This is a genomic window from Acinetobacter sp. A47 (assembly GCF_000805455.1).
GTDB lineage: Bacteria > Pseudomonadota > Gammaproteobacteria > Pseudomonadales > Moraxellaceae > Acinetobacter.
In genome coordinates, this window is record NZ_JSUS01000032.1 from 163,271 (window position 1) to 177,844 (window position 14,574).

Sequence of the window (14,574 nt, forward strand, 5' to 3'; positions counted from 1 at the left end):
TTACTGGATTAAAGAGCTTTTTTTGTATCTATGACAAGCCAAAATACCTTAATAGGGCGGTAATGCCCAACGCAACCAGAATAACAACAATCAGTGAATACTTTTTCCATGCAAAAATGACTGCGACAGAGACGCCAATAATTTTACTGATGCCACTAAAATGGGTTTCGGTAAATAAGGTATTTAATACTGCCAGTGTAAACAGCAGTACACAGGCAGAGTCAGCCAGTAGCTGCTTATGATGTTCCTTAAATTCCATTCGGTTTGCCAGATAAAAGCCTGAATAACGAATCAGGTATGTGCCTAGAGCCAGTATGACAATACCGGCGAATATATAGCTTTCAGTGTATTTCATTTGATTTTTCTTCCTGTCAGCAGGCCGAGCATCGAGACTAAAACTGGTAAGCCTGCTGGAAGTAAGGGAATGGATGCTAAAGAAAGAGTAGTACCTAAAAATACCCGGTTTCTTGTGGTTTTGTTCTTGAGCATTGGCAGGATCAAGGCAAAAAGAATAGCCGGGAATGCTGCGTCAATGCCAAATACATCAATATCTGGAATATTTTTGCTGAGCAGATAACCTGTGCACACACCGACAGGCCAAAGTATGCTGATACCTAAGCCGCATAGCCAATAGGCCCGTTTTTTTAAATGGGGGTCCTGTTGACTGAGGCCAAACATCACACTTTCATCATTCATGATATGGCAGGCAATAAAGTGATAGATATTCTTTTCAATGAAAGTCGCGACCGATAAGCCAAAAGGTAAATGCCGCAAATTGATGAGTATACCTGTCAATGCCGCAAACACCGGATTGCTGCCGGTTGCGATCATGCCAATAAAGGTAAATTCGGCTGCGCCTGCCAATACGGTTAAGGAAAGCAGTAAAGGAATCCAGATGGGGAGTTCAAAACTGGCTGCTACCGAACCAAGAGAAATTCCGACAATGCCTGTTGCTACCGAGATGAGAATAATGGCTTTGATTAAGTTATACCGTTCTTGATCTTGCATCTTTATTTTCTATATCAAACGACCGTACGATATAATAGATTAATTTTATACCGTTCGTCAAAACGAACATTCGTTTTTTATGGTGATTTATGGCGTTGCCAATTGAAATAGTTGCAAAGGGTTTGCAAAGAGAGAGACAAAAAGCCGGGCTATCATTGGCGGAGGTTGCGCGTCGCGCAGGTATTGCCAAGTCAACTTTATCTCAACTGGAGGCTGCACAGGGCAATCCTAGCCTGGAGACCCTATGGGCCTTATGTGTGGCGCTGGATATTCCATTTGCAAAGTTAATGGAAAGTCATATTGCACAGACCCAAGTCATTCGTTTTGGTGAAGGGCCATCCGTTTCATCTGAAATTGCCCATTATCAGGCCATTCTGCTGGCCAATTGCCCAACGGGTGCAAGACGCGATGTCTATATACTCAGTACACAGCCGGGAGAACCCCGCTGTAGCCAGCCGCATCCCTTGGGTAGCATTGAACATATTATTATTATGCAAGGTAAAGCCAGAGTCGGACTCAGTTCTGAGCCAATAGTATTAAATGCCGGTGACTACATTTGTTATCCTGCCGATCAGCCGCATATTTTTGAAGCTTTGGAAGCAGACACCAGAGCCATTTTGATCTCTGAACAAAGGTAATGTGTATTTGCGCATTCTCCAAAAAAAGCTTTTTTGCATTATGCATACATTCTTGCTTTGTTGATTGTGTGAATCACTTTATAATTAACTGATTTTTATGTGATGGAACTAGATTTGTGAGTATTATTGTTGCCCTAGACGCAAAAAGCCAATATGACGCCTTAACAATTGTTGATCAGCTTGATCCGTCACTTTGTCGTGTGAAGGTTGGCAAAGAGCTTTTTACTCATGAAGGCCCATCAGTGGTCAAGAATTTACAAGATAAAGGCTTTGAGGTTTTTCTTGATTTAAAATTCCATGATATTCCTAATACCACAGCTCAGGCGGTATGTGCTGCTGCTGATCTGGGAGTATGGATGGTAAATGTGCATGCATCTGGCGGCCGCAAGATGATGGAAACTTGCGTTGAACGACTAAAGGCGGGTAACTACCAGACTCAATTGATCGCAGTAACGGTGTTGACCTCAATGGGGCGTGAAGACTTGCGCGATATCGGCCTGGATATCGAGCCTGTCGAACAGGTGAAGCGTCTGGCTAAACTTACTCAGGAAAGTGGACTCGATGGTGTAGTCTGCTCTGCACAAGAAGCCAAGATTCTTCGTGAAATGCTAGGACAGGAATTTGCACTGGTCACGCCGGGTATTCGTCCTGAAGGTTCAAATGCAGATGACCAGAAACGTATCGTTACCCCGAAACAGGCGATGCTTGATGGTTCAACGCATTTGGTCATTGGCCGCCCAATCACCAAAGCAGAGAATCCGACCGAGATGTTGAAATCAATCTTGTCGTCAATTTGATGCAGTCGCAGTCTAAAACTTCATATTAAGAAATAAGCTGATCAAGAGTGGTGCGAGAAGTGAAAGGATCAAGCCACTCATCATGGCATGTGGGACATAATGTGTGCCACATGACTGTTTCACCATGGCAAGGGTAACGTCCATAGAGGTAGCACCGGCACTGGAAATCGCCGAGCGTGGAAAGCGCCAACCTAGACAATACATCAATAAAATTGCAAAAATTTCCCTAAATAAATCGGTTAACAGGGCAATACCCCCCAGTTTGGCTGAATGTAATTCGGTAAATAAAATCCCAGACATCGAGTACCAGCCATAGCCTTGCGCCAAAGCCATCACTTCATTCAGGCTGTATTGATTCGATAAAATAAGATAGTTGATAATTGCTGCAAGACACGAACCTACAAATGCAGCGACCGGGACTAATAAAATTTTCCAGCTTAACCAGCTACGGTCAAATTGAGTGAAGGCCAGTTCTACCCCAATCAGGAAAATAAAGATCAGTAACAGATACCAGCTATTAAACACGATATGCAGGTTTAAGCTTTGAATGAGTATGCCCAAGCCAATGCCGACTGCCAAGGCCAGAAAGGCTTTGCCAATATTTTTCAGTGCATTGAGAAAAAGATGCAATGAAATTTTCCCTTGCACACTTTGTCGATCAATCAGCTTATAAGTCATTAAACAAATGAAAAAAGAGCCAATCGAAGTGGTCAAGGCAATGAGTATGGCGGGTGGCAAGATTGCTGCTGGATTTTGAATATGGTTGAGTGCCTGTGTGAGTTCAAATGCAACACTGACCAGCAAAATATAAGAAAAATAAGGAAGAATTCTAAATACAAATTTCTTTAAAGCTGGAGATAAGTGCGGGGCTAAAAAATAGCCTAAGCTAATACAGATAAAAATCTGGAAAATGAGAACAAAAGAAGTCATACAATCAAAGCGTTTAAAGTGCTGATTTATTATGCAGGGAAATCTTGTATCTGGATAGATTTATATATCGTTTGATAAATAAAATAATGCGATTATTCATTTAAAAATAAGAAATTACTTAAAAACAATCTTGGTACACCCGCTATAAGTTAAGGCATCTATATATTTGTCCTAATCTGTATATGAATGTGTGCTGAAGTGAAATATACTTTTATAGATAATAGAGGTAAGTAATTTGTGACAGCAGCCAAGATTCAGAAATATGCGTTAGAGCGTTTTGCAAAACAGGGCTTTGCAGCCACATCACTGAATGAAATTGCAACCGATGTCGGCATCAAAAAACCTTCAATTTATGCACATTTTAAGAATAAGGATGAGCTTTATCTTAGCCTGATTCCGATCATGATTGACGAGGAATTAGGCTATGCCAAAACGGTCTTGCAAGGCGGACAACAGTTACGGCAGCAATTAAGTGACTACCTTGTCAGCATTGAACAGCGCTTTAATAATTCTTATGCAGTTCAGTTCTGGATGAATGCCTTGATTAGTCCGCCGGTACATTTATATGATCAGGTGATTGAACCGATGCATGTTTTTATGGCCGAACTGGAGCAGTTATTTACTCAGGTGATCCGGGATTCCGGCATAAACCCAACTCCACATACGCTGGAGCCACAGATATTTGCACGTGTATGCATGAGTTTTGTAGATGCGCTGCAAAGCGAGTTGATCTATGGTGGTAAAGAAAAGTTTCGACTACGTCTGGATGCCATCTTACAGGCATTGGATGTACTCATCAGCACCACGGGTTAAATGGCATTGATGAGTATCAATGCTTAGTTCGCTTTAGAGATTGAAAGCTTGCTATTTTGAGTAGAGGCAGCATAAACAGATAAGCCGAGTGCAATACCTCCACAAATAAATAAACTGGCAGGCAGCAAGCTGATGTTGACTTGTATGAAGCTAACGATAAAGCCAATCAGTGAAGCAAAGGCATATTGTAGCAAGCCCATCAATGATGAGGCTGCACCAGTCAGATGCTGCGGGCTTTGTTGCATGGTTAATGCGGTGACATTTCCAAAGATAAATCCGGTTGACCAGATGCTGAGTCCTAAAAGCAAGATGTATTGCCATAGGCTTAATGTGTAAAAAGATACACTCCATAGCAAAATAAAGCTGGCTCCGGTAAAAATGCTCATGCCAATGAGGAGCAAGCGTTGCGCCGACCAGTGTTTTAGTAGCAGGATTGAAACTTGACCAAGTATAATCAGGCCAACCGCATTGGCTGCAAATAAACCACTAAACGTTTCATTATGAAGTTGATAATGCTGGATAAAAATAAAAGGTGACTGGCTTAGGTAAACAAAAAAAGCACCTAGAATAAAACCGGCGGCAAGGGTATAAGCCATAAAGCACTTATTCAAGCTCAGTGTCTGATAGCTGGTTCTGATTGTGTTGAGCTGGAGCGGTTGACGATATTCAGGCTTTAAGGTTTCTGGTAGCGCATGGTTGCCCCAGAGCCATAAAATGATACCTAATGCCGCCAGTATATAGAAAATAAGTGTCCATGAACCGAAGCGAAGAATGAAACTGCCAAATAATGGCGCAATGATGGGAACAATCATCATCACTTGCATCAGGATTGAAAAGTTTTTGGCACTGCTTTGGGCATCACATATATCTGAAATAATCGCTCGGGGTACAACCAGCCCTGCTGATGCTCCTATGGCTTGTAACAATCGGGCAGCCAGTAGCCATTCAATGGACGGGGCAATTGCGGCCAGTAATGAACCTGCAATAAAGATTGCAATACCGATCAGCAAAGGCTTACGTCGACCAAAACGGTCGAGTAAAGGGCCATAAATACCTTGTCCGACTGCAAGGCCGATCAGAAATACCGAAAGGGTTAACTGGATATGTCCAGGCGTGGTAGAAAAGCTTTCAGCAAGTAAGGGAAATGCCGGTAAATAAATATCGATTGCCACTGCATCCAGTGCGGTAAACAGGGAGAGCAGCAGTAGTAAAGACCAGCTGATCTGGTTGATGGGAGGCGCTGTTTTCATATTTTTAAAAACTCTTGCAAGAGAAAATGTAAACTATAAAAAGCGACCTAACGGTCGGTAGGTTGAATGCTAACATGAATTTTGTTTTTTACTTATTATAAATTCTGGTTTGAAAATCGGTGTTAAACAGGAAAGAGAAGTACGTGACGTTTATATGGGGATAAGACAGTCAGGGCTTTAGACATGAAAACGCCCCGGAGAGAATCAAGGGCGTTGGAGTCGCTTTGATGACTTATGCGGCGTTGGTCTGCGCCGTGGTTGAGGTCGAGATAAAGTTGTAATCTGCTACGTTGACCTTGCGCGTTTCTAGCCAGTATTTCCAGGTATAAGTTGGCCATAGCGAGAAGTTTTTGCCGTCAGCTGCCTGATACCAGCTACTACAGCCACCTGCTTGCCAGACTGTACCTTTTAATTGCTCCTGTACCCGTTCATTGAACTGATCTTGAACCTCATGCTTGATTTCCACCGCTTGAGTCTTGGTTTTGTCTACGGTCTGGATCAGTTGCAGAATATAATTGACCTGTGATTCAATCATGAAAATCACAGAGTTATGGCCTAAAATCGTATTTGGCCCAAGTAGCTGGAACAAATTCGGGAAGTTTTTGGTGCTAATGCCATAATAACTTTCAGCCCCATCTTTCCAAGCCTGTTTCAGTTCAATGCCATTACGGCCAATGCAGTTAAAATGCTTTAGGTAGATACGTGGATCGGTAATAAAACCGGTACCATAGATCAGGCAGTCAATTTGACGCTCCTTACCATCTTTGGTGATGATGCCATTGGCAGTAATTTCCTGAATGCCTTCTGTCACCAGCTCCACATTGTCCCGGTTAAAGGTTGGGAAATACTTGTTTGAAATCAGGATACGTTTGCATCCCATAACAAAATCTGGCGTCAGTTTTTTGGCCAGTTCTTTATCTTTGACCTGATAACGGATAAAGGCTTCAGCCAGTTTTTGGCCATATTTCATGATCTGAGGTTGTACGATCGGTACGACACGTGATTCATTGGTCCAGTACAGGCGGGTACGGTGAATCTGGCGGTAAAGGTTGGATGCTTTAAACAGCGTCTTGCTCAGTGCTGAATATTTTCGTTCATCGCGTGGAATTACCCAGGCTGCGGTACGTTGTAAGACATAAAGCTGTTTGACTTGAGGAGCAATTTCAGGAATGTATTGAATGGCACTGCCTCCTGTACCAATGGATGCAACCGACTTTCCTGTCAAGTCATAGTCATGATCCCATTGTGAAGAATGAAAGACTTTGCCTTTAAAGTTTTCAATTCCTTTTAGATGGGGAATTTGCGGTACATGCAATGGGCCGGAAGCAAAAATCACAAATTGCGCTTCAAGGGCAGGTTGATCTTTAAATTCAAGAGACCAGATATTACGGTTTTCATCAAATTCGGCTTTGGTTACTTCATGGTTGAATCTGCAATAATCTTTTAATTGATATTGTGCTGTGATGTCCTGAATATAAGAGAAAATCTCATCTGCTTCAGCGTAGCGTTTTGACCAGTCGGTTTTAGGGGCAAATGAGAGAGAATACATATGTGATTGCACATCACATGCTGCACCCGGATATTGGTTTTCACGCCAGGTGCCTCCAACATCATTGGTTTTTTCTAAAATTACAAAATCATCGATGTGGCTTTGTAACAAGCGAATAGCCATTGCTAAACCACCAAAACCTGCACCAATAATGGCAACTTTTGTTTTTTGAATTGCATTTTTGGTTATATCACGCATAGCTTATATCCTGCACTTTTAAATTTTATGCAAGTTTAACGCTTTTATCGCGATTAAACATGATTGTATCGACGTAAAACTTGATCACTTCGGCAATTCATTTGCTCTGGCTTTTATAGTAAAACGTTAAAGTTTCGAGAACTGTACTGGGAATTATGAAGAGATCTATCCTCGGATTGATGTATTTGATTCAAGGCATGCGACATGTCGGCATTGATGTGGATGCGCGTTTGGCAAATATGGGCATACAAGCCGATGCTTTGGATCCTGCTTCTATTATTCCAGATGAAATCGAATGGGATATCCTGCAGCATATCAGTCAGGACATTTCACCTGAGCAAGGGCTATATATCGGACAGCATTATGCGCTTGCCGGTTATGGGCCTTTCCTGATGTTATTGGTGACCAGTGAAACTATTCATAAAGCATTGTTAAATGGAGTGAAATTCCAGCAATTAACGCATTTGTTTGGCACTTTGCACCTCAATATCGAACAAGACCGGATTTATTTACATTATCAGCCTGTTGATCTGAATACCGCATTGGGGCAACTGCGGGCGCAGTGCGAGATTTCCGGTACTTATAAGTTTTTACAAGACATTTTCATGATGATGGGACTGGATGTTCCAGATATACATATTGAACTTCCATTTAGCTGTCCCGAAGATCTGGTCTTGCTTGCCGCTTATCAGGATTATTATGGGCAAGATGTCAGATTCGGATGCAGGGAAGCTGCTTTTATATTGGAAAATAGCCAGATACTTAATACCAAAATCCCGTCTGCCGATGTGCTGACCTATCGAATTTATGAAGAAAAATGCCTACAGGATCTGAAGCATCTGAAAAAGAGCGCCGGCCTTAAACTGACAGTGGTGGAATATGTCCAGGACTATCTGGAAATGCAAAATGGCATCATCCCGAGCATGGCTGAAACAGCCTGCGCCTTGCACATTCCCGAGCGTACCTTAAGGCACCAATTGCAGCAAATGCAGACCAGCTATAAAGAAATTCGCGAAAAGCTGATTAAGCAAAAGGCGCTCAAGTTCATCGAAAACAGTTCATATTCGATTGAACAGGTGGCAGAAATGTTAGGTTATTCTGAGCCTGCAGCATTCAATCATGCGTTTAAAAGATGGTTTGGATTGAGTCCAAGACAATATTACCGCAATCATTAAATGATTAAAAATGGTACATTATGATGTTTAAACTCTATGATAATTAAGCCTAAAATCTAATGTCATTGAACGGAATGTTCGATATAATTTTCACCAATTAAAATTGCAATAACACCTTATGTCAAATTCTAAACCAGACTCACATAGCACTGCATTTATTCCAACATCACCTGCTGAGCGTTATGCGCAAGCACTTGAGTCAGGACAATTCATGCCAGATGAAGCACAAGCTCAGGCTGTGCGAGAGTTAGACCGAGTATGGAAAGAGTTACTCACCCGCTATAAGGCTTCAAAGAAAGCGTTTCGACGTTTTCGTCGCCAGACCTATCCGAAAGGGGTTTATATGTGGGGTGGTGTAGGCCGTGGCAAAACCTGGTTGATGGATCAGTTCTATGAATCTGTTCCATTCCGCCGTAAAACACGCATGCATTTCCATCATTTTATGCAACATGTTCATAAAGAATTGAACAAGCTTTCTGGTCAACGGAACCCTCTGGATTTGGTTGCAGATCAGATTTATAAAGATGCTGTTGTAATTTGTTTTGACGAATTTTTCGTATCGAACGTTACAGACGCGATGATTCTGAGTGATTTGTTCCAGAAGCTGTTTGAACGTGGCATTACACTGGTCGCAACTTCCAATATTGCACCAGATGGGCTATACAAGAACGGCATTCACCGTGACCGGTTCTTGCCAACGATCGAGTTGGTGAAAAAGAACTGTATTGTCCTGAATGTAGACGCTGGTGTGGACTACCGTTTACGGGTATTAAAGCAGGCACAACTGTTCAAATATCCATTGTCAGATGATGCACAGGCCTGGTTAGCAGGGCGTTTTAAGGCATTGACCCAGACACAGGCACAATCTGATGCGCCAATCATGATTAATAATCGAGTCGTCGAGACCCTGGGGCATACCGAAGATGTGTTGTGGTGCGAATTTTCAGAATTGTGTTTTAAACCGCGCAGTCCTGCTGACTTTATTGAAATTGCCAACATTTACAATACCGTGTTGGTGAGTAACGTTCCGCATTTGACCGATTTCCTGTCTGAAGGGACACGCCGTTTCATTTATCTGGTCGATGAATTTTACGATCGCGGGGTAAAACTGATTCTTACCTCTGAAGATTCCATCATTGATCTGTATGAAGGTGAAAAACTGGCATTTGAAATTGAACGGACGCGTTCACGTTTACTGGAAATGCAATCGGATGATTATCTGCATTCGGAACACCGGCAGATTCAGGTCGCCCAGACTTCATAAATAAAAAAAAAAGCATTCTTCGGAATGCTTTTTTTATGGCCATGTACAGATAAGGCTTTATTCCTGGTTGAATTTTGTTATAACTAGATGAGTTTGAAAAGGGAGTAAGTTGCCTGACTAAACAGCAAAGCAGTCACATTTGATATTTTGATGAATATAAATATTCTGATTTGTCAATACATCTAATGGGGAAAATGCTTACTATTTAGGAATGTGATATTACTATTCAGGCTAGTATAAATCAGTATACTAGAATTCTTGTTATAAAAAGTTAGCACCATCAGGAAAGACAATGACTGTACGTATTCAAAAAGGCAAGCTAGCGATTGCTAAAGAACTTTATGATTTTATCGAAAATGAAGCTTTACCAGGGACTGGTTTAGAGAGTGAAACTTACTGGAAAAACTTCGAGCAAGTCGTTGTCGACCTTAGCCCAAAGAACAAGGCATTATTGGCTAAGCGTGATGATCTTCAGGCGAAGATTGATGAATGGCACCGTAATAATAAATTTGAACTCAATGCTTACAAGGCATTTTTAACCGAAATTGGTTACCTGGTACCAGAAGTGGCAGACTTCAAGGTAACCACTGAAAATGTTGATGAAGAAATTGCGTTACTTGCAGGCCCACAGTTGGTTGTACCTGTGCGTAATGCACGTTACAGCCTGAATGCGGCCAATGCACGTTGGGGTTCTCTCTATGATGCACTGTATGGCACAGATGTGATTTCTGAAGAAGGCGGTGCAGAGAAAGGCAAGGGTTATAACCCGGTACGTGGTGACAAGGTCATTGCATTTGCGAAGGATTTCTTGAATCAGACTTTCCCATTGGCACAAGGTTCACATGCTGATGCCACCAAATATGCCGTTGTCAACAATGCCTTGGCAGTGACATTGAAAGATGGTTCTACTACCACATTGGCTCATCCATCTCAATTTGTGGGTTTTAACGGTGATGCAGCAGCACCTGCAGAAATTGTTTTATTAAACAATGGTCTGCATGTCATTATCGAGATTGATGCAAATAGTCCGGTGGGCAAAACCGATGCAGCAGGCGTGAAAGACTTAACACTTGAAGCGGCTGTAACCACGATCCAGGATCTGGAAGATTCGGTTGCTGCTGTTGATGCAGAAGAGAAAGTTGAAGGCTACCGTAACTGGTTAGGCCTGATGAAAGGTGATCTGCAAGAGTCAATCGAGAAAAATGGTAAAACCATTACCCGTACATTGAATAAAGACCGTACCGTACAGAACCTGATTGGTGGCACTACAACCTTACATGGCCGTTCATTAATGTTGCTTCGTAATGTTGGGCATTTAATGACTAACCCTGCAATCCTTGTAGATGGCGAAGAAGTGTTTGAAGGCATCATGGACGCATTAATCACACCATTGCTTTCGATTGCAGATATCCGTGGCCAAAACGAGAATAAAAACTCTCGTAAAGGTTCAATGTATATCGTTAAGCCAAAAATGCATGGCCCGGAAGAAGTTGCCTTTGCAGTAGAGTTGTTTGAGCGTGCTGAACAGGCCATTGGCTTGCCAGCAAAAACACTCAAAATCGGGATTATGGATGAAGAACGCCGTACTTCAGTCAACCTGAAGAACTGTATTGCTGCTGCAAAAGACCGTACCATCTTTATCAACACCGGCTTCATGGACCGTACTGGTGATGAAATCCATACATCTATGGAAGCAGGGCCTGTTGTTCGTAAAGAAGCAGTTAAGACACAAAAGTGGATTGCTGCTTATGAAAACCGTAACGTTGCCATTGGCTTGGCATGTGGCTTACAGGGCAAAGCGCAAATTGGTAAGGGCATGTGGCCAAAACCGGACAGCATGAAAGATATGTTGGCGACCAAGACTGCACATCCAAATGCAGGTGCATCTTGCGCGTGGGTTCCATCTCCAACAGGTGCCGTACTTCATGCCTTGCATTACCATCAGATCAATGTAAAAGCACGTCAGGATGAATTGGCTGCTGAAAACATGTTGTCACTGGATGACTTGTTAACACCGCCTTTTGCAGCCGAAACCAACTGGACTGCGGAAGAGTTAAACAATGAACTTGAAAATAACTGCCAAGGTATCTTGGGTTATGTGGTTCGCTGGGTAGATTTAGGTGTGGGCTGTTCTAAAGTGCCAGACATCAATAACGTAGGCTTGATGGAAGACCGTGCGACATTACGTATTTCATCGCAACACGTTGCAAACTGGTTACGTCATGGCATCGTAACCCGTGAACAGGTTGAAGAAGTGCTTAAGCGTATGGCGGTGATTGTAGATCAGCAAAATGCCAATGATCCACTGTATACACCAATGGCACCTAACTTTGACGGAATTGCATTCCAGGCCGCTTCTGACCTGATCTTCAAAGGTGCCGAGCAGCCATCTGGTTATACAGAGCCATTACTACATGCTGCTCGCTTAAAATTAAAAGGTTATACAGGTGATTAATTTCATCTGAATAAAGAAGCCTCTTCGGAGGCTTTTTTTATAGCTGCGATTCAGAAAAACGAGGTATCTGCTTGCTTTGTTTGGGTGAGGATCAAATATTGTTAAAAACAGGATTAAACAGATTAGCACTGAAATATTTGTTATAATTAGCGTAGTTTGATCATTTAGCCGAATCATAACGATGTCACAAATTTTAAAATTAGATGCTTTAAAACAGGCGCAAGTCTCTACCACGCCATATCCTTACTTTGTTGTAGAAAACGCCATTGTAGACAATGAAGTGAATGCTGTTATTCAGGATTTTCCAAAGATCGAACAGGGGGGAAGCTATAACATTGAAGATGTCGAGATTAAACCTAATTTTGATCGTTTCCTGAAATCGCTGGATACCAAAGAGTTTCGTCAGATCCTGACCGAGAAATTTGATGTCGATGTGATGGAACATCCAATGATGATCACCTTGCGTGGGTATTCACGTCAAAAAGATGGCCGGATTCATTCTGACTCAAAAACCAAATTGCTCACCATCCTGATTTATCTCAATGAATCGTGGGATGCACCGACAGGCCGTCTACGCATCTTGAATGATGAAAAAAACATGGATGATTATGCTGCAGAAATTAATGCAGGTCCGGGTACCTTGGTCGCATTTAAGGTTACTGATAATGGCTGGCATGGTTATGTACCTTATGAAGGACAACGCCAGTCAATCCAGATCAACTTTTTGACCAGTGATAAGGCCAATGCCAAGCACCGCTTTATTCATGGCCTAAGTGCAAAAATGAAGAAGTTATTCGGATAGGTTTTTCTGAAACCAAAGAGGAGGTATATATGCCTCCTTTTTTAAGCTTTAAATTTTGAAAAATAGACCCATATAACTTCTATGTGTGCGAATTTTAAACCGTTAACGCTTGAGCAAATCAAGCAGCTGGGCTTGCCTTCGATTCCATTTGAATATGTGGAAGAGGTTTATCCGGGCTATAAAACACCTTTACTGTTTAAATCGGAAAAGGGTTTCGAGTGGCGTGAGGTATTATTTGGTCTGGTACCGAAATGGTCAGAAGACATTCATATTTCCAAGCATACCTATAATGCCCGGCATGAAACCCTTTTTCAAAAGCCGAGTTTTCTGGAGGCTGCATCCAGATGCAAGTTCGGGGTGATTCCGGTTACCGAGTTTTATGAAAGCAAGTATATTGATAATAAGCCACAGCGTTGGGCCGTGCGGCGTAAAGACGGTAAAGCCTTTTTTATTGCTGCCCTATATGAGATCCGCAAGCTAAATGATCAGGTGATCCGTTCGGCCACCATGCTCACCATGAATGCCATAGATCATCCGATGATGAAAGATTTTCATGAGCCGGGTGATGTCAAACGTTCGGTTGTGGTCATTCCTCATGAACATCTGGATCAGTGGTTAAGCCTGAAACAGCCTCATTTGCTATATGAGTTTATGCAAGGTTTTCCAGTGGAAGAGTTTGAGTGTTTGCATGTGCCAAAAGCCAAGAAAGAAAAAGTCACACCTCAACTGAACATGTTTGATTTTTAGGCATGCACAAAAAAGGCTTCATTATAGAAGCCTTTTTGATTTGCTCGGGTTTAACGCGCAAGGTTTTTAAACATGTGGCGAAGGATTTCCATTGTTTTTTCAATTTGTAATGGGGTTAGGCCGTCAAAGGACTGTTCCAGGATGACTGCAGTCAGATCGTTGATTTTTGAAATCATTTCCTGTCCTTTTTCAGTCAAGTGAACGCGAGTAATACGTCCATCTTCCTTACATGAGTAAGTATCGATATAGCCTTCATCTTTTAGTCGATAAACGATCTTGGTGGTAGTCGACATTTTTGAGATCACCATATCAGAAAGTTCTGATACGCTGGCATGAGGCTTGACGTGCAATGCGATCAAAATACGACGGCGTGAATTGTCCAGGCCATACTTTTTAAGCACATTATCGATGTTTTGGACATACTGAGCATTTACTTGAGAAATCCAGTAAAAAGGGAAGTCTTCTAGGTTAAATGAATCGGCTGTAGGTAAAAAACGCGCATATTTTTTTGGCATTACTTATTTCCTATGCTTGCACAAGGAGCTAATCCTGTTTAGCTCTTAGATTCCATGAAATATCTACAATTTACCTGTTAAGAAAATCCCTTTCCTGATTTTTTTAACATTCCATTTCTAATATCTGTGTCCAAAGATAATATTTGAATTATCTTTATTCTGAATAGGGAAGTCACCATAAAATTCACATAAATCAGCTATTAAAGGTGAACTATCCCGTCGTCCAACTTAGATCAGGGCGCAGGAGCTACACGGCTCTGTTCTGCTCTAGAATAACCATATTGTAGAAAAAAAATACGAATTTTGTCGTGACATTTTTATAAAATTTTCTGTCTAAAATGTCATAAATATACGAAATCAATATATTTATAAAGTAAATAAAGCTTAAATAAATAGCGAATACATGCGTTTGTTTTGATCAGCTGGTTAAAAT

14 protein-coding genes are annotated in these 14,574 nt (G+C 41.8%); 8 read left to right on the plus strand and 6 right to left on the minus strand.

The window, feature by feature from the left end:
* Positions 1-28: 28 nt before the first annotated feature.
* Both OC23_RS07330 and OC23_RS07335 read right to left on the minus strand, forming a co-directional pair.
* Positions 29-355: an AzlD domain-containing protein gene (locus OC23_RS07330; protein WP_038343884.1), complete on the minus strand. Its 327-nt coding sequence runs from the start codon at positions 353-355 to the stop codon at positions 29-31.
* Positions 352-1,008: an AzlC family ABC transporter permease gene (locus OC23_RS07335; protein ID WP_038343886.1), complete on the minus strand. Its 657-nt coding sequence runs from the start codon at positions 1,006-1,008 to the stop codon at positions 352-354. Before OC23_RS07335 ends, OC23_RS07330 begins: the two co-directional genes overlap by 4 nt.
* 89 nt (positions 1,009-1,097) lie before the next feature.
* On the opposite strand from OC23_RS07335, the gene OC23_RS07340 reads away from it, so the two are divergent.
* Both OC23_RS07340 and pyrF read left to right on the plus strand, forming a co-directional pair.
* Positions 1,098-1,646, plus strand: a complete 549-nt coding sequence (locus OC23_RS07340; protein WP_038343887.1) for a helix-turn-helix domain-containing protein — start codon at positions 1,098-1,100, stop codon at positions 1,644-1,646.
* A gap of 116 nt (positions 1,647-1,762) precedes the next feature.
* Entirely contained in the window at positions 1,763-2,443 is a 681-nt protein-coding gene (gene pyrF, locus OC23_RS07345; protein WP_038343888.1) for an orotidine-5'-phosphate decarboxylase, read from the plus strand.
* 12 nt (positions 2,444-2,455) lie between these two features.
* Here the strand turns inward: pyrF and OC23_RS07350 are convergent, their stop codons facing one another.
* On the minus strand, positions 2,456-3,373 hold the full coding sequence (locus OC23_RS07350) for a lysine exporter LysO family protein (protein WP_038343889.1): 918 nt from the start codon (positions 3,371-3,373) through the stop codon (positions 2,456-2,458).
* 237 nt (positions 3,374-3,610) lie between these two features.
* Between OC23_RS07350 and OC23_RS07355 the strand changes: the two genes are divergently transcribed.
* A complete protein-coding gene (locus OC23_RS07355) occupies positions 3,611-4,186 on the plus strand; it encodes a TetR/AcrR family transcriptional regulator (RefSeq protein ID WP_038343891.1) in 576 nt (191 codons plus the stop codon).
* 23 nt (positions 4,187-4,209) lie between these two features.
* On the opposite strand, the gene OC23_RS07360 is transcribed toward OC23_RS07355, so the two are convergent.
* Together OC23_RS07360 and OC23_RS07365 are read right to left on the minus strand one after the other, a co-directional pair.
* A complete protein-coding gene (locus OC23_RS07360) occupies positions 4,210-5,436 on the minus strand; it encodes a multidrug effflux MFS transporter (protein WP_038343892.1) in 1,227 nt (408 codons plus the stop codon).
* A 232-nt stretch (positions 5,437-5,668) separates the two neighbouring features.
* On the minus strand, positions 5,669-7,183 hold the full coding sequence (locus OC23_RS07365) for a flavin-containing monooxygenase (protein ID WP_038343893.1): 1,515 nt from the start codon (positions 7,181-7,183) through the stop codon (positions 5,669-5,671).
* A 155-nt stretch (positions 7,184-7,338) separates the two neighbouring features.
* Here OC23_RS07365 and OC23_RS07370 point away from each other — a divergent pair, with 155 nt between their 5' ends.
* The 5 genes from OC23_RS07370 (at position 7,339) to OC23_RS07390 (ending at position 13,626) form a co-directional block, all read left to right on the plus strand.
* Positions 7,339-8,358 (plus strand): AraC family transcriptional regulator, encoded by a 1,020-nt coding sequence (locus OC23_RS07370; protein ID WP_038343894.1) that lies wholly within the window; start codon positions 7,339-7,341, stop codon positions 8,356-8,358.
* Positions 8,359-8,476: 118 nt separating this feature from the next.
* The gene (gene zapE, locus OC23_RS07375) at positions 8,477-9,622 is read left to right on the plus strand and encodes a cell division protein ZapE (protein ID WP_038343896.1); all 1,146 of its coding nucleotides are present in this window, start codon (positions 8,477-8,479) and stop codon (positions 9,620-9,622) included.
* Between the two features lie 292 nt (positions 9,623-9,914).
* A complete protein-coding gene (locus OC23_RS07380) occupies positions 9,915-12,077 on the plus strand; it encodes a malate synthase G (RefSeq protein WP_038343898.1) in 2,163 nt (720 codons plus the stop codon).
* A gap of 181 nt (positions 12,078-12,258) precedes the next feature.
* Positions 12,259-12,879 carry a 2OG-Fe(II) oxygenase gene (locus OC23_RS07385; RefSeq protein ID WP_038343899.1) on the plus strand — a complete coding sequence of 207 codons (621 nt, stop codon included), beginning with the start codon at positions 12,259-12,261 and terminating at the stop codon, positions 12,877-12,879.
* An 81-nt stretch (positions 12,880-12,960) separates the two neighbouring features.
* Entirely contained in the window at positions 12,961-13,626 is a 666-nt protein-coding gene (locus tag OC23_RS07390; protein WP_038343901.1) for an SOS response-associated peptidase, read from the plus strand.
* Between the two features lie 50 nt (positions 13,627-13,676).
* Here the strand turns inward: OC23_RS07390 and OC23_RS07395 are convergent, their stop codons facing one another.
* Positions 13,677-14,141, minus strand: coding sequence for a MarR family winged helix-turn-helix transcriptional regulator (locus tag OC23_RS07395; RefSeq protein ID WP_038343904.1), 465 nt, complete (start codon positions 14,139-14,141; stop codon positions 13,677-13,679).
* Positions 14,142-14,574 lie beyond the last annotated feature (433 nt).

Bases quoted from the DNA above. Each gene is read 5' to 3' on its own strand.
- OC23_RS07385 (WP_038343899.1), top strand. From the start codon at position 12,259: ATGTCACAAATTTTAAAATTAGATGCTTTAAAACAGGCGCAAGTCTCT.
- OC23_RS07370 (WP_038343894.1), top strand. From the start codon at position 7,339: ATGAAGAGATCTATCCTCGGATTGATGTATTTGATTCAAGGCATGCGA.
- OC23_RS07365 (WP_038343893.1), bottom strand. From the start codon at position 7,183: ATGCGTGATATAACCAAAAATGCAATTCAAAAAACAAAAGTTGCCATT.
- OC23_RS07360 (WP_038343892.1), bottom strand. From the start codon at position 5,436: ATGAAAACAGCGCCTCCCATCAACCAGATCAGCTGGTCTTTACTACTG.
- OC23_RS07395 (WP_038343904.1), bottom strand. From the start codon at position 14,141: ATGCCAAAAAAATATGCGCGTTTTTTACCTACAGCCGATTCATTTAAC.
- OC23_RS07340 (WP_038343887.1), top strand. From the start codon at position 1,098: ATGGCGTTGCCAATTGAAATAGTTGCAAAGGGTTTGCAAAGAGAGAGA.
- OC23_RS07335 (WP_038343886.1), bottom strand. From the start codon at position 1,008: ATGCAAGATCAAGAACGGTATAACTTAATCAAAGCCATTATTCTCATC.
- OC23_RS07350 (WP_038343889.1), bottom strand. From the start codon at position 3,373: ATGACTTCTTTTGTTCTCATTTTCCAGATTTTTATCTGTATTAGCTTA.
- zapE (WP_038343896.1), top strand. From the start codon at position 8,477: ATGTCAAATTCTAAACCAGACTCACATAGCACTGCATTTATTCCAACA.
- OC23_RS07390 (WP_038343901.1), top strand. From the start codon at position 12,961: ATGTGTGCGAATTTTAAACCGTTAACGCTTGAGCAAATCAAGCAGCTG.
- OC23_RS07330 (WP_038343884.1), bottom strand. From the start codon at position 355: ATGAAATACACTGAAAGCTATATATTCGCCGGTATTGTCATACTGGCT.
- OC23_RS07380 (WP_038343898.1), top strand. From the start codon at position 9,915: ATGACTGTACGTATTCAAAAAGGCAAGCTAGCGATTGCTAAAGAACTT.